The 22585-nt window shown below is 69.2% G+C and carries 21 protein-coding genes; 8 read left to right on the top strand and 13 right to left on the bottom strand.

Going from position 1 to position 22585, the window contains the following annotated elements; all coding sequences use genetic code 11:
• The first annotated feature begins 11 nt into the window (after positions 1 to 11).
• Complete coding sequence (gene mpl / locus ACPYIS_RS05500) at positions 12 to 1439, top strand: UDP-N-acetylmuramate:L-alanyl-gamma-D-glutamyl-meso-diaminopimelate ligase (RefSeq protein WP_424859815.1); 1428 nt, start codon at positions 12 to 14, stop codon at positions 1437 to 1439.
• Here the strand turns inward: mpl and ACPYIS_RS05495 are convergent.
• The 4 genes from ACPYIS_RS05495 to rodA form a co-directional block, all read right to left on the bottom strand.
• A complete protein-coding gene (locus ACPYIS_RS05495) occupies positions 1433 to 1753 on the bottom strand; it encodes a hypothetical protein (RefSeq protein WP_299021640.1) in 321 nt (106 codons plus the stop codon). The two genes, mpl and ACPYIS_RS05495, sit on opposite strands and share 7 nt — an antisense overlap.
• A gap of 73 nt (positions 1754 to 1826) precedes the next feature.
• Entirely contained in the window at positions 1827 to 2972 is a 1146-nt protein-coding gene (locus ACPYIS_RS05490; protein ID WP_299021642.1) for a 3-deoxy-7-phosphoheptulonate synthase, read from the bottom strand.
• 268 nt (positions 2973 to 3240) lie between these two features.
• Positions 3241 to 4713, bottom strand: coding sequence for a metalloprotease TldD (tldD, locus tag ACPYIS_RS05485; protein ID WP_424859816.1), 1473 nt, complete (start codon positions 4711 to 4713; stop codon positions 3241 to 3243).
• Positions 4714 to 4760: 47 nt separating this feature from the next.
• Positions 4761 to 5918, bottom strand: a complete 1158-nt coding sequence (gene rodA, locus ACPYIS_RS05480; protein ID WP_424859817.1) for a rod shape-determining protein RodA — start codon at positions 5916 to 5918, stop codon at positions 4761 to 4763.
• Between the two features lie 24 nt (positions 5919 to 5942).
• Between rodA and ACPYIS_RS05475 the strand changes: the two genes are divergently transcribed.
• From ACPYIS_RS05475 to ruvC, 7 genes are all read left to right on the top strand, one after another.
• Positions 5943 to 6569, top strand: a complete 627-nt coding sequence (locus ACPYIS_RS05475) for a YqiA/YcfP family alpha/beta fold hydrolase (RefSeq protein ID WP_424859818.1) — start codon at positions 5943 to 5945, stop codon at positions 6567 to 6569.
• A gap of 6 nt (positions 6570 to 6575) precedes the next feature.
• Positions 6576 to 7985: a DNA repair protein RadA gene (radA, locus tag ACPYIS_RS05470; protein ID WP_424859819.1), complete on the top strand. Its 1410-nt coding sequence runs from the start codon at positions 6576 to 6578 to the stop codon at positions 7983 to 7985.
• A gap of 93 nt (positions 7986 to 8078) precedes the next feature.
• Positions 8079 to 8750 carry a 7-cyano-7-deazaguanine/7-aminomethyl-7-deazaguanine transporter gene (locus tag ACPYIS_RS05465; RefSeq protein WP_299019074.1) on the top strand — a complete coding sequence of 224 codons (672 nt, stop codon included), beginning with the start codon at positions 8079 to 8081 and terminating at the stop codon, positions 8748 to 8750.
• Positions 8751 to 8871: 121 nt separating this feature from the next.
• Positions 8872 to 10950 carry a ribonuclease catalytic domain-containing protein gene (locus ACPYIS_RS05460; protein ID WP_425973960.1) on the top strand — a complete coding sequence of 693 codons (2079 nt, stop codon included), beginning with the start codon at positions 8872 to 8874 and terminating at the stop codon, positions 10948 to 10950.
• A 24-nt stretch (positions 10951 to 10974) separates the two neighbouring features.
• The gene (locus ACPYIS_RS05455) at positions 10975 to 11853 is read left to right on the top strand and encodes a TonB family protein (protein WP_424859821.1); all 879 of its coding nucleotides are present in this window, start codon (positions 10975 to 10977) and stop codon (positions 11851 to 11853) included.
• Entirely contained in the window at positions 11853 to 12593 is a 741-nt protein-coding gene (gene mtgA / locus ACPYIS_RS05450) for a monofunctional biosynthetic peptidoglycan transglycosylase (RefSeq protein ID WP_299019185.1), read from the top strand. Before ACPYIS_RS05455 ends, mtgA begins: the two co-directional genes overlap by 1 nt.
• Positions 12594 to 12621: 28 nt before the next feature.
• Positions 12622 to 13170 (top strand): crossover junction endodeoxyribonuclease RuvC, encoded by a 549-nt coding sequence (ruvC, locus tag ACPYIS_RS05445; RefSeq protein ID WP_299019183.1) that lies wholly within the window; start codon positions 12622 to 12624, stop codon positions 13168 to 13170.
• A 25-nt stretch (positions 13171 to 13195) separates the two neighbouring features.
• Here the strand turns inward: ruvC and ACPYIS_RS05440 are convergent, their stop codons facing one another.
• The 9 genes from ACPYIS_RS05440 to ftsW form a co-directional block, all read right to left on the bottom strand.
• Complete coding sequence (locus ACPYIS_RS05440) at positions 13196 to 13372, bottom strand: hypothetical protein (RefSeq protein WP_299019181.1); 177 nt, start codon at positions 13370 to 13372, stop codon at positions 13196 to 13198.
• Between the two features lie 26 nt (positions 13373 to 13398).
• On the bottom strand, positions 13399 to 14322 hold the full coding sequence (gene lpxC / locus ACPYIS_RS05435; protein ID WP_299019179.1) for a UDP-3-O-acyl-N-acetylglucosamine deacetylase: 924 nt from the start codon (positions 14320 to 14322) through the stop codon (positions 13399 to 13401).
• Positions 14323 to 14461: 139 nt separating this feature from the next.
• On the bottom strand, positions 14462 to 15688 hold the full coding sequence (gene ftsZ / locus ACPYIS_RS05430; protein ID WP_299019177.1) for a cell division protein FtsZ: 1227 nt from the start codon (positions 15686 to 15688) through the stop codon (positions 14462 to 14464).
• Between the two features lie 20 nt (positions 15689 to 15708).
• Positions 15709 to 16938 carry a cell division protein FtsA gene (gene ftsA / locus ACPYIS_RS05425; RefSeq protein ID WP_299019175.1) on the bottom strand — a complete coding sequence of 410 codons (1230 nt, stop codon included), beginning with the start codon at positions 16936 to 16938 and terminating at the stop codon, positions 15709 to 15711.
• 7 nt (positions 16939 to 16945) lie between these two features.
• On the bottom strand, positions 16946 to 17797 hold the full coding sequence (locus ACPYIS_RS05420) for a cell division protein FtsQ/DivIB (protein WP_299019173.1): 852 nt from the start codon (positions 17795 to 17797) through the stop codon (positions 16946 to 16948).
• 1 nt (position 17798) lies between these two features.
• A complete protein-coding gene (locus ACPYIS_RS05415; protein ID WP_424859822.1) occupies positions 17799 to 18791 on the bottom strand; it encodes a D-alanine--D-alanine ligase in 993 nt (330 codons plus the stop codon).
• The gene (gene murC, locus ACPYIS_RS05410) at positions 18788 to 20230 is read right to left on the bottom strand and encodes a UDP-N-acetylmuramate--L-alanine ligase (RefSeq protein ID WP_299021930.1); all 1443 of its coding nucleotides are present in this window, start codon (positions 20228 to 20230) and stop codon (positions 18788 to 18790) included. The genes ACPYIS_RS05415 and murC overlap by 4 nt, the downstream gene beginning before the upstream one ends.
• Entirely contained in the window at positions 20227 to 21312 is a 1086-nt protein-coding gene (gene murG / locus ACPYIS_RS05405) for an undecaprenyldiphospho-muramoylpentapeptide beta-N-acetylglucosaminyltransferase (protein ID WP_424859823.1), read from the bottom strand. The genes murC and murG overlap by 4 nt, the downstream gene beginning before the upstream one ends.
• Entirely contained in the window at positions 21309 to 22511 is a 1203-nt protein-coding gene (gene ftsW, locus ACPYIS_RS05400) for a putative lipid II flippase FtsW (RefSeq protein WP_424894984.1), read from the bottom strand. The genes murG and ftsW overlap by 4 nt, the downstream gene beginning before the upstream one ends.
• Between the last annotated feature and the right edge of the window lie 74 nt (positions 22512 to 22585).

The following is a 22585-nucleotide window of genomic DNA, read 5'->3' as shown; positions in this document are numbered from 1 at the left end:
ATAATGCCGGGATGCACATCCACATTTTGGGTATTGGTGGCACCTTCATGGGCGGGCTGGCGGCGCTGGCGCGCGAAGCGGGCCACCGGGTGACCGGCTGCGACGCCGGCGTTTATCCGCCCATGAGCGATCAACTGCGCGCCTTGGGCATCGACCTGATCGAAGGCTATGGCGCCGATCAGTTGGCGCTGCGGCCCGACCTGTACGTGGTGGGCAATGTGGTCAGCCGCGCCCGGCTGGCCGACGGCTCGCCGAAGTTTCCGTTGATGGAGGCGATTCTGGACGCCGGGGCGCGCTACACCAGTGGCCCCCAGTGGCTGGGCGAGCACGTGCTGCACGGCCGCCACGTGCTGGCGGTCGCTGGCACGCACGGCAAGACGACGACCACCGCGATGCTGGCGTGGATCCTGGCGCACGCCGGGTGCGAGCCGGGCTTTCTGGTCGGGGGCGTGCCGCACGATTTTGGCGTCTCGGCCCGCTTGGGGCGGCTGCCGACACCCGACGAACGCACGCCGTTCGTGATCGAGGCCGACGAGTACGACACCGCATTTTTCGACAAGCGCAGCAAGTTCGTGCACTACCGGCCGCGCACGGCGGTGCTCAACAACCTGGAATTCGACCACGCCGACATCTTCGACGATTTGGCGGCCATCGAGCGGCAGTTTCACCACCTGCTGCGCACCGTGCCCGCCAGCGGCCGCGTGATCGCCAACGGGTTGGAGGAGAGCCTGACCCGCGTGCTTCACCAAGGATGTTGGAGCGAGCTGCGCACCTTCGGCGCCACCGACAGCGATTACACGGCCGAGGGCGAGCCGCAGGATTTCACGGTGCTGCGCCGCGGGCAGCCGGTGGCGCGGGTGCGCTGGTCGCTGGCCGGGGTGCACAACCAGCTCAACGCGCTGGCCGCCATCGCGGCCGCCGAGCACGTGGGCGTCGATCCGGCGCAGGCGGCCGAGGCCCTGGCAGCGTTTCAAGGCGTGCGGCGGCGGCTGGAGGTGCGCGGGCGCGTGGCCCTGCCCGGTGGCGAGGTGACGGTGTACGACGACTTCGCCCACCACCCGACGGCGATACGCACCACGATCGACGGCTTGCACCGACGCCTGCAGCGCGAGGGGCGTGCGCACGAGCGGATTCTTGCCATTTTCGAGCCGCGCTCCAATACCATGAAGCTGGGCACGATGAAAGCCCAGCTGCCGTGGGCGCTGGCGGGGGCCGAGTGGGCGTTTTGCCACGCCGGCGGGCTGGACTGGGACGCGGCCGCCGCACTGGCCCCACTGGGCGAGCGGGCCAAGGTGGCGCCCGACATCGACACCCTGGTCACGCAGGTGCTGGCCACGGTGCAGCCGGGCGACCACCTGTTGTGCATGAGCAACGGCAGCTTCGGCGGCGTGCACGAGCGGCTGTTGGCAGCGCTGCGCGCGCGCGCTGGCGCTCAGTAGCCCACGGTCATCGCCGGCACGTCCACCTTGACGACGGGCTTGCCGAGCAGGCTGCTGGCGGCGCGCGCGTACACCATGGCCCAGGGCCGGTGGGCCGGGTCGGCAAAGCGCTCCTCGCCCACGGTCTGGGCGATGGCCAGCACCTTGTCGGCCGTCAGCACCTTGCCGCTCAGACGCAGCGGCTCGCAGCCCAGCTCGATGAATTGCTGATCGAGCCACTGCCGCGCCAGCTCGTGCGGCATGGGCTGCACCTCGTCGAGGTCGAACGTGTACTCCCGATCGGGGCCGAAGTGAACGATGACGTGGTTGCGCATGGCAGGGCTTTGCGGGGTGGGACGATGGGTGCCTATCCTACCCGAGACCCGTCGGCCGCGTGCCCCACTCTGCTCATGCCCGCTTGGCCTTGCGCGAGCGCCGCTGCGCGACGGCATCGGCCAGCATCTGCAGCACCTGAACCGAGGTGTCCCAGTCGATGCAGGCGTCGGTGATGCTGCGGCCGTATTCCAGCGTGGCCGGGTCGTCCTTGCCGGGCGTGAATTTCTGCGCCCCAGCCCGCAAGTGGCTCTCGACCATGATGCCAAAGATGCGGTCCGACCCCGCCGCGATCTGACCAGCGATGTCGCGCGCCACGTCCACCTGGCGCTCGTGCTGTTTTTGGCTGTTGCCGTGGCTGCAGTCGACCATCACGCGCGCGGGCAGTTTGGCCTCTTGCAATTGCTGGCAGGCGATGGCCACGCTATCGGCGTCGTAGTTGGGCAGCTTGCCGCCGCGCAAGATGACGTGGCAATCGGTATTGCCCTTGGTGCGTACGATGGCGACCTGGCCATTTTTGTGCACCGACAGGAAATGGTGCGGCCGGCTAGCGGCCTGAATGGCGTCGGTGGCGATGCGGATGTTGCCGTCGGTGCCATTCTTGAAACCGATGGGCGCGCTCAGCCCCGAGGCCAGCTCACGGTGCACCTGGCTCTCGGTGGTACGGGCGCCGATCGCACCCCAGGCAATCAGGTCGGCGATGTACTGCGGGCTGATGACGTCGAGAAATTCGCTCGCCGCCGGCAGCCCCAGCCGATTGATGTCGATGAGGAGCTGGCGCGCGATACGCAGGCCTTCATCGATGCGAAAACTCTCGTCCAGGTAGGGATCGTTGATCAGCCCTTTCCAGCCCACCGTGGTGCGTGGCTTTTCGAAATACACGCGCATCACCACCTCCAGCGTGTCGGCGTGCTGATCGCGCAGCGCCTTCAGACGCCGGGCGTAGTCCATGGCCGCGGCCGGGTCATGGATGGAGCACGGCCCGATGATGACGAGCAGCCGGTCATCCTTGCCGTGCAGGATTTGGTGGATGGCGCGGCGCGTGTGGGTGATGAGCTTTTCGATCGCGGTACCGCGAATCGGAAAGAAGCGAATCAGATGCTCGGGCGGCGGCAGCACGGTGATGTCCTCGATGCGTTGGTCGTCGGTCTGACTGGTGCGGTCGGCCGGGTGCGGATACCACGCATCGGTGCTGCTGGCTTTGCTGGGGCTCGGGCTCATGGGTCGCTCCTTGGAGAGGGTGGGAGATGAAGTCAAAAAAAAACCGCCGGTGGGGACCGACGGTTTCGAGTTCAGTGGGCTGTTACAGGGCGCTTTCAGACCTCTCTGCCGTCGGTGACGCGTGAGAACCAAAAGGTGCCGAAGTAAAAGCCGCGCAGTTGCATAGGCCTGACTGTAGCACAGCCTGCATGACACGATGCTGACAACCCGCACGCACCGCGCCGTTGTCGTGCGGGTGCAACGCTCGGGCGCGCTGCGACGGTGGCCATCAGGCCGTCCCCCCCACGGTCAGCCCGTCCAGGCGCAGGGTCGGCTGCCCAACGCCCACGGGCACGCTCTGGCCCTCTTTGCCGCAGGTGCCGATGCCGCTGTCGAGCGCGAGGTCACGGCCGATCAGGACCACGCGCTTGAGCGCTTCCGGCCCGCTGCCGATGAGGGTCGCGCCCTTGACCGGATAGACGGGGCGGCCGTTTTCCACCCACCACGCGCTGCTGGCCGAAAAGACGAACTTGCCACTGGTGATATCGACCTGTCCGCCGCCGAACTGGGTGGCGTACAGACCGCGGCGCACACTGGCGATGATTTCCTGCGGGTCGTGCTCGCCCGCCAGCATGTAGGTGTTGGTCATGCGCGGCATGGGCAAGTGGGCATAGCTCTCGCGCCGACCGTTGCCGGTGGGGGCCACCCCCATCAGGCGGGCGTTGAGCCGGTCCTGCAAGTAGCCGCGCAAGATACCGTCCTCGATGAGCACGTTGCGCTGGCTGGCGTTGCCCTCGTCGTCCATGTTGAGCGAGCCGCGTCGGCCCTCGAGGGTGCCGTCGTCGAGCACGGTCACACCCTTGGCCGCGACGCGCTCGCCGATGCGACCGGCAAACGCGCTGGAACCTTTGCGATTGAAATCCCCCTCCAGCCCGTGGCCCACGGCCTCGTGCAGCAGCACGCCAGGCCACCCGGGGCCCAACACCACGGTCATCTCGCCCGCCGGGGCGGGGCGCGACTCCAGGTTGGTCAGCGCGGCCTGCACCGCCTCGTCCACGTAGCGCGCCAGCAGCGCGTCGTCGAAGCGGTCGAGCCCAAAGCGACCGCCGCCGCCCGAGGTGCCGACCTCGCGCCGCTCGCCTTGCTGCGCGATCACGGTCAGCGACAGCCGCACCAAGGGCCGCACATCGGCCGCCAGCACACCATCGGCGCGCGCCACCAGCACCACGTCGTACTCCGCTGCCAGCCCGGCCATCACCTGCACGATACGCGGGTCGCGCGCGCGCGCCATCTTCTCGACGCGTTCGAGCAGCGCCACTTTGGCGGCGCTCTCCAGCGTGGCGATGGGGTCGTGCCCCCCGTAGAGCTGGCGCGACGGCGCCACCGAAGGGCGCGTCCGGCGCCGCCCGACGCGCGCACACTGTGCCCCGCCCTGGCGGCCGATGGCGCGCACACTCTCGGCCGCCTCGCGCAGCGCGGCCCACGACAAGTCGTCGGAGTAGGCAAATGCCGTCTTGTCGCCGCTGACGGCGCGCACGCCGACCCCCTGGTCGATACTGAACGACCCGGTCTTGACGATGCCCTCCTCCAGGCTCCAGCCCTCGCTGCGCGTGTACTGGAAGTACAGGTCGGCGTCATCGACACCGGGCGCCATGATGGCCGACAGCGCGCGGCGCAGATGGGTTTCGTCCAAGCCATAAGGCTCGAGCAACAAAGCGCGCGCCGTGGCCAGGCGCGCTAGGGTGGGTTCGACGGCGATCATGACGGCATTGTAGGCAGCCCCGTCCGACCGTGCACGGGGACACTCCCTCAAGTGGGAATCAGGCGCTTGTGGCGGCCCACCGACAGCATCATGCCAAGGCTGGCTCCCAGCGTGACCATGGCGGTGCCACCGTAGCTCAAAAACGGCAGCGGCACGCCCACCACGGGCAAGATGCCGCTGACCATGCCCATATTGACAAACGCGTAGACCGCCGGCACCAATATCAGCGCTCCCGCCAGCAGGCGCCCAAACAAGGTGGACGCCTCGGCCGCCAGCATCAGCCCGCGCGCGATGAAATAGGTGTACGCCGCCAGCAATATCAGCACCCCGACGAAGCCAAACTCCTCGGCAAACGCCGCGAAGATGAAATCCGTGCTGCGCTCGGGCACGAAGTCCAGGTGCGTCTGCGTCCCCTGCATGAAACCTTTTCCCCACAGGCCGCCCGAGCCAATGGCGATGAGGCCCTGCAGGATATGAAACCCCTTACCGAGCGGGTCACGGGTCGGATCCAGCAGCGTGCACACGCGCTGGCGCTGGTATTCGTGCAGCACCACCCAATCGACCCCCGGCGCGCACCACTGGGGCTCCATCACGATCAGCGTGACGATGCCCACGGCCCCCAGCAGCAGCGGCGGCACGATCAGCTTCCAACTCAGCCCGGCCAGATAAATGACGAACAAGCCCGAGGCCGCCACCAACAGCGCCGTGCCCAAATCGGGCTGCTTGAGGATGAGCGCGACGGGCACGGCCAACAAGCCCAGCGCCACCGCGAATTCGCGCGCCTGCAGCCGCCCCTCGCGGCGCTGGAACCACCACGCCAGCATCAGTGGCATCGCGATCTTCATGATCTCGCTGGGCTGGATGGTGATGACGCCCAAGTCGAGCCAGCGCTGCGCCCCCTTGCGCGTGACGCCAAACAGTTCCACGGCCACCAGCAGGACGACACCGGCGGCGTAGGTGGGCACCGCCAGCGCCTGCAGCCGCTGCGGCGGTATCTGCGCGACCGCAAACATGACCACGGCCGCGATGAGCAGGTTGCGCAGGTGGTCGGCGTAGCGCCCGGGGATGTCGTACGCCACCGACCACATCACCCCCTGGCCGATGAGCGCCAGCAGCGCCACGGCGAGTAAAAACCGCCCATCAAAGCCGCGCACCAGCGGCGCCAGACGCGACAGCAGCGGGGGTTTTTGCAGGACGACAGCCATGGGGCATGGATTATGCTGCGCGCCATGGCATCCGCACCAACGCCCCGTCCATCGCTGCCGGCGCTCGCGCCCGTGAGCCATTTGCTGTACTTGCACGGCTTTCGCTCGTCGCCGCGCTCGACCAAGGCGCGCATGGTCGCCGAGCGCGTCGCGCGCGACCACCCGCGCGTGACCTGGTGCTGCCCCCAGTTGCCGCCGTCGCCCGCGGCGGCCTGGGCTTTGATCGAGCGCAGCGTGGCAGACTGGCCCCGGGGCGCGATGGGCGTCATCGGCTCCTCGCTGGGCGGCTTTTACGCCACCCGGCTGGCGGCGCTGACCGGCTGCCGCGCGGTGCTGCTCAACCCGGCGGTGGACCCGGCGCGTGACCTGGCTCGGCACATCGGCGAGCACACCGCGTGGCACGACCCACAGGAGCGCTTTTTCTTTCGCCCCGAATACGTGCAGGAGCTGCGCGCGCTGGCAGTGGGTGCCCTGCCCGAGCCGGCGCGCGTGCTGCTGGTGGCCGCCACCGGGGACGAGGTCTTGGACTGGCGCGAGATGGTGGCGCGCTACCCCGGCAGCCCGCAGCGCATCGTGCCCGGCAGCGATCACGCGCTGTCGGACTTCGCGGCGCACCTGGACGCGGTGCTGGCGCACCTGCATCTGATTTGAGACCGCATGGCCAAGGACAAAACCACCTACATTTGCAGCGAATGCGGCGGCAGCAGCCCGCGCTGGCTGGGCAAGTGCCCGCACTGCGGCGCCTGGAATACGCTGGTAGAGGCGCTGGCCGAGCCGGCCCCGGGCAGGCACCGCCTCAGCGCCCTACGCCAGGGGCTGGCCAGCACCGGCACGCTGACGCGGCTGGGCGACATCGAGGCCGCCGACGTGGCGCGCACGCCCACCGGCTTGCCTGAGCTCGACCGGGTGCTGGGCGGCGGCATCGTCGCCGGCGCGGTGGTGCTCATCGGCGGCGACCCCGGCATCGGCAAATCCACGCTGCTGTTGCAGGCGCTGGATGCGCTGCAACGTGCGGGGCTGCCCACGCTGTATGTGACCGGCGAGGAAAGCGGCGCCCAGGTGGCGCTGCGCGCGCGCCGACTGGGCCTTATCGACAGCCAGGTGCCGGTGCTGGCCGAAATCCAGCTCGAGCGCATCGTCGCCACGCTGGAGCGCGAGCGGCCCGCAGTAGCGGTGATCGACTCGATCCAGACCGTCTATACCGAACAGCTCGCCTCGGCACCGGGGTCGGTCGCGCAGGTGCGTGAGTGTGCAGCGCACCTGACGCGACTGGCCAAATCGGGCGGCGACGGGCAGCGCAGCACGACCCTGGTGCTGGTGGGCCACGTGACCAAGGAAGGCGCGCTGGCCGGCCCGCGCGTGCTCGAGCACATGGTCGATACCGTGCTGTACTTCGAAGGCGACACGCACAGCAGCTTCCGTTTGGTGCGTGCGATCAAAAACCGGTTCGGCGCCGTCAACGAGATGGGCGTGTTTGCGATGACCGAGCGCGGCTTGAAAGGCGTGAGCAACCCGAGCGCGCTGTTCCTGAGCCAACATCCCCAGCCGGTACCGGGCAGCTGCGTGCTGGTGACGTTGGAAGGCACGCGCCCGCTGCTGGTGGAAATCCAGGCGCTGGTCGACGGCGGGGGCGCCGCGCCGCGGCGGCTGTCCGTGGGGCTGGAGCGCGACCGGCTGGCCATGCTGCTGGCCGTGCTGCACCGCCACGCGGGGCTGGCGTGCGCGGATCAGGATGTGTTCGTCAACGCCGTGGGCGGTGTGCGCATCGCCGAGCCCGCGGCCGACCTGGCGGTGTTGCTGGCCATCCAGTCGTCGCTGCGCGGCCGCGCGCTGCCGACGCGCTTCGTCGCCTTTGGCGAGGTGGGGTTGGCCGGCGAGGTGCGCCCCGCGCCGCGGGGACTGGAGCGGTTGCGCGAGGCGGCCAAGCTGGGCTTTCGCGTCGCGCTGGTGCCGGCGGCCAACCTGCCACGCAAGCCCGACGCCGCCACGCGCGAGGTGCTCGACGCGATGGAGGTGCACCCGATCGGCCGCATCGAGGAAGCGCTCGACATCGTGCGCGCGTGGTGAGGTAAATCATCTCGGGCCGATTTCGGGTATGCTCCGCATCCCGTCGGATGGGTTCCCTCACCCCATCGTCATCGCAAAAAAAAAGGACTTCTCATGCACTCGACCCCTATCGCCGCCGGCCAGCGGCCCGGCTGGCTGGGGCTGCCCACGCTGGTGGCCCTCCACATCGTCATCATCATCGCCAGCAACTACCTGGTGCAATTGCCGTTTCAGCTGTTCGGCGTGCACACCACGTGGGGGGCGTTCACCTTCCCGCTCATCTTCGTCATCACCGACCTGACGGTTCGGCTGATCGGCGCACCGGCCGCACGGCGCGTGGTGGCGCGCGTCATGCTGCCGGCACTGGTGGCGTCCTACGTCGTCTCGGTGCTGTTTTTCGAGGGCCGCTTCAACGGCTGGGCGGCGCTCGGCGAGTTCAATGCCTTCGTCTTTCGCATTGCGCTGGCCAGCTTCATCGCCTACGTCGTCGGGCAGCTGGCCGACATCGCCGTGTTTGCCCGCCTGCGCGCGCTGCCACAGTGGTGGATCGCCCCGGCCGCCTCGACCGTGATCGGCAGCCTGCTCGACACGTTCGTCTTTTTCTCGGTCGCGTTCTGGCGCAGCGCCGACCCGTTCATGGCCGAGCACTGGGTCGAAATCGCCTGGGTGGACTACGCCACCAAGCTGGCGTTCAGCCTGCTGGCGCTGCTGCCGCTGTACGGCGCGGCGCTACGTGCGCTGCTGCGCTGGCTGCCCGCGCCACCGCCGCCGGTGCGCACGGCCTGACGGCGCAGGCACCGCGCGGCGTGCCGCAATCGGTGGGCAAGTCGGTACACTGTGGGGCCGCATCGACCCCAACCGGCGCGCCCGCCCGTGTGGCGTGCGCGCCCGCACGAGAGTCCACACGTTGTTTGCCCTGTTTGAAGATGCCGGCAAATTGCTCGCCGGCCGTATCCTGTCATCTGCCGAAGCCTCGCACCAGATCGAGCTGGAGTCGGGCAAGCGGCTCAAGGTCAAGGCCGCCCATGTGCTGCTGACCTTTGCCCAACCCACCCCTGCGGCGCTGCTGGCCGACGCCAGCGCGCTCAGCGGCGATATCGACCTCGACCTGGCGTGGGAATTCGCACCGGAGGCCGATTTCGGCTTCGACGAGCTGGCGCGTGACTACTTCGGTAACGGCGCGACGCTGGCGCAGCAAACCGCCATGCTGTTGCGCCTGCACGAAGCGCCCCACTACTTTCGCCGCGCGGGCAAGGGGCGGTTTCGCAAGGCGCCCGCGGACGTGCTGCAACAAGCGCTCGCCGCCATCGAGCGCAAGAAGGCCCTACAGGCGCAAATCGACGCCTGGGCCGCCGAACTGGCAGCAGGCAGCTGCCCCGAGCCGATCCGCGCGCAGCTCTACCGCATTCTGTTCAAGCCGGACAAAAATGCCCCCGAGTACAAGGCGGTCGTGCACGCCGCGCGCGAGACGCACCTGGCGCCGCTGGCGCTGCTGCAACGCGCCGGGGCCATCACCAGCGCCTACCAGTTCCACTGGCAGCGCTTCCTGCACGAGTTTTTTCCGCGCGGCACGGGATTTCCCGCGCTGCCGGCGCCACCCGCGCCCGACGACCTGCCGTTGGCCGAGGGGGTGGCCGCGTTTTCGATCGACGACTCCAGCACCACCGAAATCGACGACGCCCTGAGTGTGCAGGGGCTGGGCAGCGGCACCGTGACGCTGGGCATCCACATCGCCGCACCGGGCCTGGCGATCACACCCGACAGTGCGCTGGACCGCTTGGCGCGCGAGCGGCTATCCACGGTGTACATGCCGGGGCACAAGATCACCATGCTGCCCGATGAGGTGGTGCGAACCTACACGCTGGAGGCTGGCGCAGCCCGGCCGGCGCTGTCGCTGTATCTGACGCTCGATGAGGCGTCGCTGGAGATCCGCAGTCACCACACGCGCCTCGAGCGCGTGCCGATCGCGCACAACCTGCGCCACGACCAGATCGACGCGGCCATCACCCCGGCGTGGCTGGAAGACCCCAGCGCCCCGGCGGGGGCCCCGGTGCCCGCCGAGGTGGAGGCGCTGCGGCCGACGCTGGCGTTTCTGTGGCGGCTGGCGCAGGCGTGCAAGGCACGGCGCGAGGCGGTCCGCGGTCGGCCCGAGACCTTCACCCGCCCCGACTACACGTTCAAGCTCGACGGTGTCGGCCCCGACGGCCCCACCGGCGAGGAGACGGTCATCATCGGCACGCGCTCGCGTGGCGCCCCGCTCGACTTGATCGTGGCCGAGGCGATGATCCTGGCCAACCAAACCTGGGGCGGCTGGCTGGCCGAGCTGGGTGTACCCGGCATTTACCGCAGCCAGGCGAGCCTGGCGCCTGGCATCAAGGTGCGCATGGGCACCAAGCCGCTGCCGCACGCGGGCATCGGCGTGCCCTGCTACGCATGGAGCACCTCGCCGCTGCGGCGCTACACCGATTTGGTCAACCAGTGGCAGCTCATCGCCTGCGCGCGCCACGGCGCCACCGCCGCACTGGCGGCGCCGTTCAAGCCCAAGGACGCGGCGCTGATGGCCATCATCAGCGCGTTTGACGCCGCCTACACCGCTTACGCCCAGTTCCAGAGCAGCATGGAGCGCTATTGGACGCTGCGCTACCTGCGCCAGCACGGCATCACCGAGCTGGAGGCGGCGTTCCTGAAAGACAACCTGGTGCGCGCCGAGACGCTGCCACTGGTGTTTGCGGTGCTGGGCACCGACGGGCTGCAGCGCGGTGAGCGCGTGCGCGTGCGGCTGGGCGCGATCGACGAGCTGACGCTGGAAGTCACGGGCACCGTCATCGAGCGGCTGGGCGACACCGAACCCGTGGCCGAGGTCGAGGACACGCTGGAGGGCGAGCCCGACGACGCGCTCGCCGCCCCGCTGACCATCGCCGTGGCCGTGGATGACGGCGAAACCGATGCCGGTCCCCAAGGGGCGGCGGGCGAGACGCCGCGTTAGGACGGCATCGGGAGATCGCTGCCGATGACGGCCCGTGCCAGCGCCTTTGCCACCCTCGGCGCCCGCGTGCGCGCCGACCCACTGCCGTGGGCGCTGGCGTTTTCAGTGGCGGTGCACGCGGTGGTGCTGACGGTGCGCTTCGTGCCGCCACTGCGGCCCGAGCGTGTGTTGCAGGACACGCCGCTGGAAGTCATTCTGGTCAACGCCCGCGGCGACCAAGCGCCTGAGCGGGCGCAGGCCATCGCGCAAGCCAACCTGGCCGGTGGCGGCGACGCCGAGCGCGGACGCGCCCAATCGCCGCTGCCGCCGGCGATGCGGATGCGCGCGGGTGACGCGCTGGACGAGGAGGAGCAGCGCATCGAGGCCATGAAGGCGCAACAAAACCGCCTGCTGGCCCAGCTGCGGCGAGAAATCGCGCAACTGAGCGCGGCGCCGCCGGCGGATGTGGCCCAGGCCCAGGCGCGCGAGCAACGCCGGCAGGCGCTGGTAAAGGCGCTGGCCGAAATCGAAAAGCGCATCGAAGAAGAAAACGCCCGCCCACGGCGCCGCTACATCAGCCCGGCCACCCGCGAAGCGGTCTATGCCCTGTACTACGACGAGCTGCGCCGGCGCATCGAGGACCGCGGCACGGCCCAGTTTCCCGAGCAGGGCGGGCGCAAGCTGTACGGCGAACTGACCATGGTCATCACCGTCAACCACGACGGCCGCGTGCTCGATACCGAGGTGGTACAGGGTTCGGGGAATCCGTATCTGGACGAGCGCGCGCAGGCCATCGTGCGCAGCCTGCAGTTTGCGCGCTTCAATCAGGCCATGCGCCAGCGTGCCGACCAGATCGTCGTCGTCTCCCGCTTCCGCTTCACACGCGAGGCGGGCTTGCAGACGCAGCTAGGGGAATCCCGCTGATGGGGCGAGTCGGGCGCGCGCTGTGGCACGTGCTGGGCTGGATCGCGCTGGCGGCGCTGCTGTTGCAAGTCTGGTTTGTCGCACGCATCGCGCTCATGGCGGTGGTGGATCCGCAGAGCACCGCGTTTCAGCGCTCCGAGGCGTGGCGGCTGTGGCAAGAAGACGGCGGCTGGCAGCGCTGGCGCCAGCGCTGGGTACCCTACGACCAGATCTCGCCGCACCTCAAGCGCGCGGTCATCGCCGCCGAGGATGCCGGCTTCGTCGAGCATTTCGGCGTGGACTGGGAGGCGGTACAGGCCGCGCGCGAGCGCAACGAACGCCGAATGGCGCAGGCGCAACGCCGCGCCAGCAGCGGCCCCGTGCGCCCAGCACGGCTGGCGGGCGGCTCGACCATCACGCAACAACTGGCCAAGAATCTGCTGCTCTCCGGCGAGCGCACGCTGTGGCGCAAGGGGCAGGAGCTGCTGTTGACCTGGATGCTGGAGGCCACGCTGGACAAGCGCCGCATTCTGGAGATCTACCTCAACGCGGTGGAGTGGGGCGATGGCATCTTCGGCGCCGAGGCTGCCGCCCAGCACTACTTCCGCAAGCCCGCCGCCCGCCTAACGCCGGCCGAGGCAGCCCGACTGGCGGTGCTGCTGCCCGCCCCGAAGCGCTACGGGGCGCGGCTCGGTTCGGGCTATCTCGAGAGCCGCACGCAAACCATTCTGGCGCGCATGGGCGCCGTTCGGGTGCCCTGATGGTGGGCCGCCCGGCTAAGATCGCGCCATGCGCATTCTTGGTATCGACCCTGGCCTGACCGCCACCGGCTTTGGCGTGGTGGACGCCGAGGGCCCCCACCTGCGCTACGTCGCCAGTGGCACCATCCGCACCAGCCCCGACGGTGGAGCGCTATTGCCGCAGCGGCTGCGCACGCTGTTCGACGGCATTGGCGAAGTGGTGCGGCGCTACCAGCCCACGGTGGCGGCGCTGGAGATCGTATTCGTCAACGTCAACCCGCAGGCCACGCTCATCCTGGGCCAGGCGCGCGGCTGCTGCCTGACGGCGCTGGTGGCCAACGACCTGCCAGTGGCCGAATACACCGCGCTGCAGCTCAAAAAAGCCGTCGTCGGCTACGGCAAGGCGCACAAAGCCCAGGTGCAGGAGATGGTGCGCCGGCTGCTCGACCTGCCGGGGCTACCCGGCAAGGACGCGGCGGACGCGCTGGGCCTGTGCATCACACACGCGCAGGTGGCCCGCACCACCCAAGCCATCCGCGAGGTGGCGCCGTTGCGCGCGCGCACCCATGCGGCTTACAAGGACGGACGCCATTACTGAGTCGCCCGCTCGGCACGGCCCACCGCTACCCGATGCGCGACAAGATCAACACGGCAAAGAAGGCCAAGGCGGCGATGACCGTCCACTTCAGAATCACGAGGCCCCAGCGCAGATAGTGCCGCCGCCCGGTGCCCAAATAAAACGCAAAGCACAACGCCGCCCCGCCCAGCAGGGCAAACATCAGGAAGCGGAAGATGAACACGGCGCGGACTCCAGCGGCGTGGGGCGTCAGCGCGCCAAGGCCAGTTGGGCAAAGCCCGGCGGGGCACGGCGCTCGTCTTCGAAGGTGACGATCTCGGTCGCGTCCGGTTGCGCCAGCAGCGCGCGCAGCAGCCGGTTGTTGAGCGCGTGCCCGCCCCGATAGGCGCTGTAGGCGGCCAGCAGAGGCCGCCCCACCAGGTACAGGTCACCCATCGCGTCGAGGATTTTGTGCTTGGCGAACTCGTCGTCGTAGCGCAGGCCGTCGGCGTTGAGGACCTTAACGTCGTCGAGCACGATGGCGTTGTCCAGCCCGCCGCCCAGGGCCAGCCCTTGCGAGCGCATGTGCTCCACATCGCGCGTGAAGCCAAAGGTGCGCGCACGCGCGATCTCGCGCGCGTACTGCCCGCTGCCCAGATCGAAAGTGACACACTGCCCGGTCGCACTGACGGCGGGGTGATCGAACTCGATTTCGAACTGCAGCCGAAACCCGTGGTACGGCTCCAGCCGCGCCCATTTGAGGCTGCGGCCCTCGCCTTCGCGCACCTCCACCGGGCGCGTCACCCGCAAAAAGCGTCGCGGCGCGCGCTGCACTTCGATGCCTGCGCTTTGCAACAGATAGACGAACGAGGCCGCCGAGCCGTCCAGAATCGGGACCTCCTCGGCCGTGATGTCGATGATGAGGTTGTCGATGCCCAGGCCACAGCAGGCGCTCATGAGGTGCTCGACGGTGTGCACGCGCACGCCATCGCGTGACAAAGTGGAGGCCAGCCGCGTATCGGTCACCGCCGTGGCACTGACTGGGATGTCCACCGGATCGGCCAAATCGACCCGGCGAAAAACGATGCCCGTATCGGGCGCCGCGGGACGCAGCGTGAGCTCGACCCGCTCACCGCTGTGCAGGCCCACGCCCACGGCGCGCGTGAGGGTCTTGAGGGTGCGTTGCGCAATCATGTCGGCATTGTAGGCGCGGGGTCGGATCCGCGCCCATCCGGTCGGTCATGCCCTGCCGCCGCGCAGGGCGCGCGCCGGTGAGCCGCGTCGGCAAGACGGCCCACCGGCTGATCGAGGCGTTCCAGGCGTATGCGCGCGGTCAGTCCGCCTGCTTGCGCAGAAAGGCAGGGATTTCGAAGTCGTCCATGCCGCTGGAAGCCAGCGCCTCGACGCGCGCAGCCGCGTTGCGGGTGCGCCAGACGCTGGGCACGGCAGGATTGCCCGCCGTGGCCGCGCCACCGCCCGTGCCGGCGGCCCCCGTCGGCACCGCCTGGTTCAGCGTCGGGATGAACGGCATGTTGTCGGTCCCCGTGCGCAGGCCCTGGTGCGGCTGGGATTGCACCACGGTCAGCGGCTGGCGCTGGCCGTTGCGGTTCAGGCCCGTGGCGACCACGGTCACGCGCAGCGCATCGCCCAGCGACTCGTCGTACGCAGTGCCGTAGATGACGTGCGCGTCCGGCGCGGCAAAGGCGCGAATGGTATTCATCGCCAGCTTGGATTCGGACAGCTTGAGCGACCCCTTGGCCGCGCTGATGAGCACCAGCACGCCCTTGGCGCCACGCATGTCCACGCCCTCCAGCAGCGGGCAGGCCACGGCCTGCTCGGCGGCGATGCGCGCACGATCCGGACCGCTGGCCACCGCCGTGCCCATCATGGCCTTGCCGGGCTCGCCCATCACGGTACGCACGTCCTCGAAGTCGACGTTGACCAGCGCCTCGACGTTGATGATCTCGGCGATGCCGCCGACGGCGTTCTTGAGCACGTCGTTGGCGGCGGCAAACGCTTCGTCTTGCGTGACGTCCTCACCCAGCTCCTCGTGCAGCTTGTCGTTGAGCACGACGATGAGCGAATCGACGCTTTGCTCCAGCTCGGCCAGGCCCTCCTCGGCGTTGGCCATGCGCCGGCCGCCTTCCCAGTCGAAGGGCTTGGTCACCACACCCACGGTCAAAATGCCCATTTCCTTGGCCATCTTGGCGATCACGGGGGCCGCGCCGGTGCCGGTGCCGCCGCCCATGCCGGCGGTGATGAACAGCATGTGCGCACCCTCGATCGCCTCGCGGATGTCGGCTTCGGCCATCAACGCCGCCTCGCGGCCCTTGTCGGGCTTGCTGCCCGCACCCAGCCCGGTGCGACCGAGCTGGATCAACCGGTGCGCCGACGAGCGCGCCAGCGCCTGCGCGTCGGTGTTGGCACAAATGAACTCCACGCCCTGCACCCGGCTTTGGATCATGTGCTCGACGGCATTGCTGCCGCCACCACCCACGCCGATCACCTTGATCTGCGTGCCGCGGTTGAATTCTTCGACTTCGATCATCTCGATGCTCATGGAACGCTCCTTGCCTGTGTTCAGAAATTGCCGACGAACCACTCTTTGACGCGCGTCAGCAAGCCCCCGACCGAGCCCGCCTTCTGCGCCACCTTGTGCCCGCGCAGGCGCGCCAGGCGCGCCTCCTCGAGCAAACCCATCACCGTGGCCGCGCGCGGCTGCGCGACCATGTCCCCGAGGGCACCGGCGTACTGGGGCACGCCGCGCCGCACGGGTTTGAGAAAAATGTCCTCGCCCAGCTCGACCATGCCAGGCATGACTGCGCTGCCACCGGTGAGCACGATGCCGCTGGAGAGCAGCTCCTCGTGCCCCGATTCGCGAATCACGGCTTGCACCAGCGCAAAAATCTCCTCCACGCGCGGCTCGATCACACCGGCGAGCGCCTGGCGGCTGAGCAGGCGCGGCCCGCGATCCCCGAGGCCAGGGACTTCCACCTGCTGATCCGGATCGGCCAGCAACTGCTTGGCGCAGCCACTCTCGACTTTGATGTCCTCTGCATCCTTGGTGGGGGTGCGCAGCGCCATCGCGATGTCGTTGGTGATCAGATCCCCCGCGATGGGGATGGCCGCCGTGTGGCGGATGGCACCGCCGGCGAAGATCGCCACGTCGGTGGTGCCCGCGCCGATGTCCACCAGCGCCACGCCCAGCTCTTTTTCGTCCTCCGTCAGTACGGCCTGCGCCGCCGCCAGCGGATTGAGCATGAGCTGGTCCACCTCCAAGCCACAGCGGCGCACGCACTTGAGAATGTTTTCGGCAGCGCTCTGGGCGCCGGTGACGATGTGCACCTTGGCCTCGAGCCGGATGCCACTCATGCCGATCGGCTCTTTGACCTCTTGGCCGTCGATGATGAATTCCTGCGGTTCGACCAACAGCAAACGCTGGTCGGTGGAGATATTGATCGCTTTGGCCGTCTCGATGACGCGCGCGACGTCGGCCGGGCTGACCTCGCGGTCTTTGATCGCCACCATGCCGCTGGAGTTGATGCCGCGAATGTGGCTGCCGGTGATGCCGGTGTAGACACGCGCGATGCGGCAGTCGGCCATCAGCTCGGCTTCTTTGAGGGCCTGCTGGATGCTGGCCACGGTGGCGTCGATATTGACGACCACCCCGCGCTTGAGACCATTGCTGGGGGCGACACCCAGACCGGCGAGCTTGAGCTCGCCACCTGGCAGGACTTCGGCCACCACCACCATGATCTTGGCGGTGCCGATGTCGAGTCCGACCACGATGTCCTTGTATTCCTTGGCCATGATGCGTTCAGCGGGTGGGTTGACGGGCAGACGCGGGCGCGGGCCGTGCGGTGGCGGGGGCACGCGCTCGCGGGCTTGCGGGGGCGTCGGGCTGGGTGGACACGCCGCGCAGCTGCAGCGCGTATCCGTTGGGGTAGCGCAGGTCGGCGCTGACGATGTCGCGCGCGCCGTAGCGGGCGCGCAGCGCGGCCTGGGTGGTGGCAAAGCGCTGCAGGCGCTCGACGACCTCGGCCTCGCCGCGGCCAAGCTCGATCGGCGCGCCGCTGTCGAGCGTCAGCCGCCAACTGCCGCGGCCCGACAGCTCCAGCCGTCCGACGTCACGCCCCAACCGCTCGACGAGGGGCGACAGGCGGCGGTACATCGCCACCACGGCTTCGGCTTCGCCTGCGGGCCCATACAGCACGCCCCATTGGTCGGCGGCGGGGTCGTCGGGGTCGGCCTCGAACACCTCACCACGCACGCTCACCAAGCGCCCCCCACCGGCCTCACCCCACCACGCCAGCGGCTCGTGCTCGCGCAGTGTGACGCGCAGACGGTTCGGAAACTCGCGCTCCACCACGGCCTCGCGCACCCACGGCAGCGCCTCGAAGCGGGCGCGGGCCTCGGCCAGATCCAGCGTCAGGAAGGTACCGCGCAGGTGCGGCACCACGAGCGCGCGCACCGTCACCGCGTTTTGGTGGGTCAAGTCGCCGTGCAGGGTGATGGCCTGCAGCGTCCACAGCGGATGCCGCGCCACCCACACCCCCAGCGCCACCACGACGGCCCCCGCGGCGAGCGCCCACAGCGCCGCGGCCACGGCGTTCATCCAGCGCACATCGGCCGGCATGGGCGTGGGAGGGGTCGCGGCGCGCGTCGCCATCTCAGCGCTCTCCTCCAGACGCGGTGTCGGCGGACGGCGGGTTGTCCAACGTGGCCGCCGCCAGCAGGCGCAGGCACAGCGCACCGTAGTCCAGCCCGACGGCTTGCGCGGCCATGGGTACCAGCGAATGCCCGGTCATGCCGGGCGAGGTATTCATCTCCAGCAAATAGGGACGGCGCGTGGCGGCGTCGATCATCACGTCGGCGCGCGCCCAGCCGCGGCAGCCCAATGCGCGGTAGGCCGCCAGTACCAAGGTCTGGATGGCCGCCTCCTCGTGCGCGGGCAGACCGCTGGGGATGAGGTAGCGCGTCTCGTCGCTGAAATATTTGTGCTCGTAGTCGTAGTTGCCACCGGGCGCCACGATGCGAATGAGCGGCAGTGCCTGCGCCTCGCGGCCGCTGCCCAGCACCGCGCACGTGACTTCGTCACCGGCGATGAACTGCTCACACAGCACCTGTGCATCGTGACGCGCCGCCAGCAGGTAGGCATCGGCGCACTGCCCCCGGGCGGTGACCTTGGTCAGGCCGATCGTGGAGCCCTCGCGCGCCGGCTTGACGATCATCGGCGCGCCCAGCGCGTCGAACGCCGCCTGCGTCTCCTCGACGCTGCCGACCAGGCGCCAGTCCGGCGTGGGCAGCCCTTCGGCGCGCCACAGGCGCTTGGTCATGGTCTTGTCGATGGCCAGGCTCGACGCCAGCACGCCCGAGCCGGTGTAGGGGATGCCCATCAGCTCCAGCGCGCCTTGCACGGTGCCATCTTCGCCATAGCGCCCGTGCAGCGCGATGAAGGCGCGCGCAAACCCCTCTTGCGCCAGCATCCACAGCGAGCGCTCGGCGGGATCGAAGGCGTGCGCGTCCACGCCCGCGCTGCGCAACGCTTGCAGCACCCCCTGCCCGGACATGAGCGAGACCTCGCGCTCGGCCGAGCGGCCACCCATGAGCACCGCGACCTTGCCAAAGGCGCGCGGATCGGGCATCGTGTCGTGGCGCGTCATGTCGTCGCCTCCCCGGCCAGGGTGGGGGTCGCCAGCGTCTGTGCCTGCGCCAGCGCCACCACCTGGGCCGCCACCGCGCCAATCGAGCCCGCCCCCATGCACAGCACCACGTCCCCGTCGCGCGCGTGTTGCAGGATGGCCTGCGGCAGCTCGGCCACGTCGGGTACGAACTGCGGCTCCACCCGGCCTGCCACGCGCAGCGCGCGCGCCAGGCTGCGGCCATCCGCCGCCACGATCGGGGGCTCACCGGCGGCGTACACCTCAGTCAGCAACACGGCGTCGGCTTGCCCCAGCACGCGCACGAAGTCCTCGAAGCAATCGCGCGTGCGGGTGTAGCGGTGCGGCTGAAACGCCAGCACCAGCCGCCGGCCCGGGTAGGCACCACGCGCCGCGGCCATGGTCGCGGCCATCTCCACCGGATGGTGGCCGTAGTCGTCGATCACCGTGGCGTGCCCGCCGGCAGGCAGCGCCACCTCGCCATGGCGTTGGAAGCGCCGTCCCACCCCTTTGAACTCTGCCAGCGCCTGCAGCACCGCCGCATCCGGCACGCCCAGCTCCACCGCCACCGCGATGGCGGCCAGTGCGTTGCGCACGTTGTGCTCGCCGGGCAGGTTCAGCACGACGTCCAGATCGGGCAGATCGATGCCGTTGCGCCGCTGCACGCGAAAATGCATCTGCGCGCCCACCGCCCGTACGTCGAGCGCGCGCACCTGCGCGTCGTCGCTCAACCCATACGGCGTGATGGGGCGCTGGATGGCCGGCAGCAGCGCGCGCACGTGCGGGTCGTCGATACACACCACCGCCGCGCCATAAAACGGCATGCGGTGCAGGAAGTCCACGAACGCCTGCTGCAGGCGACCGAAGTCGTGGCCATACGTGTCCATGTGGTCGGCGTCGATGTTGGTGACCACGGCCATGATCGGCAGCAGGTTCAGGAACGAGGCGTCCGATTCATCGGCCTCCACCACGATGTATTCGCCCTGGCCGAGTCGGGCGTGGGCCCCCACGCTGTTGAGCCGTCCGCCAATCACGAAGGTGGGATCGAGCCCCGCGGCGGCCAGCACGCTGGCGACCAAACTCGTGGTGGTCGTCTTGCCATGCGTGCCGGCGATGGCGATGCCTTTTTTCATGCGCATCAGCTCGGCCAGCATGACCGCGCGCGGTACCACCGGCAGCATGCGCGCCTGCGCAGCCTGCACCTCGGGGTTGCTGGGCTGCACCGCGCTGGAGACGACGACGCAGTCGGCGCCCTCGATGTGCGCGGCGTCGTGCCCGATGAGCACACGCGCACCCAACTGACGCAGGCGACGCGTGGCGGCATTGTCGGCAAGGTCGGAGCCCGAGACGGTGTACCCCAGCGTGAGCAGCACCTCGGCGATGCCGCTCATGCCGGCACCGCCGATGCCCACGAAGTGAATGTGTCGAATCGCGTGTTTCATGTCGGGGTTTGAGTCTGCTTGGCAGCCAACGCGGTACAGGCGCGCACCATGGCATCCACGGCGCCGGTCTGGCGGTGCGCCCAGGCACGCTCGGCGCGCTGCGCCAGGTCCTGGCGCGTCAGGCCACGCAGCCAGTCGGCCAGCCATTCGGGCGTCAGTTCCGACTGCGAACGCAGCCAGGCTGCGCCGTCGTCGCTCAGAAAGCGGGCATTGGCGGTCTGGTGGTCGTCCACCGCATGCGGAAACGGCACGAACAGCGCCGCGGCGCCCACCGCGGCAATTTCGGTCACGGTGCTGGCCCCCGCGCGCGCGATGATCACGTCGGCGTCGGCAAAGGCGCGCGCGGTGTCGTCGATGAAGGCCACGCATTGCGCTTCTACCCCGGCCTGCGCGTAGGCCGCACGCAACGCGTCCAGGTGCCGCTCGCCGCTTTGGTGCCACACCATCGGCCGCTGTGATGGCGGCAGCAGGGCCAGTGCGCGGGGCACGGTCTCGTTGAGCGCCTGCGCTCCCAGGCTGCCCCCGACCACCAGCAGCCGCAGCGGCCCCTGCCGCCCGGCAAACCGCCGTGCCGGTGGGTCCTGCTGCAAAAACGCGGCGCGCAACGGATTGCCGATCCACTGGCCACCAGGCAGCGCGCCGGGGAAGGCGCAAAACACCCGGTCGGCAACCTGCGCCAACACCCGGTTGGCCAGTCCTGCCACCGAATTCTGTTCGTGCAGCACCAGGGGCCGGCCAGCCAGCACGGCCATCATCCCGCCGGGGAAGGTGATGTAGCCGCCCAGGCCGACGACCACGTCCGGCCGCACCCGGCGCACCACGCGCCACGCTTGCCAAAACGCACGCAGCAGGCGCACGGGCAACCATGCCAGCGTCAGCGGTCCCTTGCCGCGCACGCCGCCAAAATCCACGGGCTCGAACGGAAAGCCGCGCGGCGGCACCAGACGCGCCTCCATGCTGCCGGGTGCGCCCAGCCAGTGCACGCGCCAGCCCTCGGCGCGCAGCGCCTCGGCCACCGCCAGCCCGGGAAAGATATGGCCCCCGGTGCCGCCCGCCATCACCAGTGCGCAACGCGCCGTCATGCCCGCCTCCCGTGCATGCGCAATTTGTTTTCCCAGTCCACCCGCAGCACGAACGCCAGCGCCACCAGGTTCATCAGAATGGCCGACCCGCCGTAGCTCATCAGCGGCAACGTCAACCCCTTGGTGGGTAGGGCACCCAGGTTGACGCCAATGTTGATGAACGCCTGAAACCCGATCCACAGGCCCACGCCCTGCGCGGCCAACCCGGCAAACACCAGGTCCAGCGCGATGGCCTGCCGCCCGATCTGCATGATGCGACGCGTCAGCCACATGAACAGCACGATGAGCGTGAGCACGCCCACGAAGCCGAATTCCTCGCCGATGACGGCGAGCAAAAAGTCGGTGTGCGCCTCGGGCAGCCAGTGCAGCTTCTCGACGCTGGCACCCAGCCCGACGCCGAACCACTCGCCACGGCCCAGGGCGATGAGCGCGTGCGTGAGCTGATACCCCTTGCCGAGTGCGTGCTGCTCGCTCCACGGATCGAGGTAGGCGAAGATGCGCTCGCGCCGCCATTCGTTGGTCAGCACCACGATCGCAAACGCCGCCACCACCACCAGCGCGATGAGGAAGAACATGCGCGCGTTGACCCCGCCCAGGAACAAGATACCCATGGCGATGACCGCGATCACCATGAACGCGCCCATGTCGGGCTCGGCCAACAGCAGCACCCCCACCAGACCGACCGCCAAGGCCATCGGCCACACCGCCCGGAAAAATTGCTCCTTGACCTCCATGCGGCGCACCATGTAGCTGGCGGCGTAGAGCACGACGGCGAACTTGGCCAGCTCCGACGGCTGGAAGTTCATGAACCCCAGCGGGATCCAGCGCCGTGCGCCGTTGACGCCCTTGCCGATGAACGGCACCAGGACGATGACCAGCAACGCCAGCGCGAGCACGAACAGCGGGTTGGCCCACTGCTGCCAGCGCTCGGTGGGAATCTGGAATACGACCGTGGCGGCCACCGCGCCGATGCCGATGGCCAGCGCATGCCGCAGCACAAAGTGAGTCGGGCTGTAGTTCGCAAAACGCGGGTTGTCCGGCAGCGCGACGGAGGCGGAGTACACCATCACCAGCCCCCAGCACAGCAGCGCCACGATCACCCACAGCAGGGGCTGGTCGATGCCGCTGGCACTGGCCGCCGGCGCGGGCGCGCGCGCCCAGTCGCGACGCATCAGGCGCACGGGCAGGTCAGCGGTCATGGTCCCGCCGCTGGCGTGCCCCCCGCCTGGCAGCCACCGCGCCAGTACCTTTCGTGTGGATGCCTGCCACCGCT

Source organism: Tepidimonas sp. HKU78, from assembly GCF_049860815.1.
In the GTDB taxonomy this organism is placed as follows: Bacteria; Pseudomonadota; Gammaproteobacteria; order Burkholderiales; family Burkholderiaceae_C; genus Tepidimonas.
The sequence above is the reverse complement of the archived record's forward strand: the minus strand, read 5'-3'. Positions and strand labels throughout refer to the sequence as shown.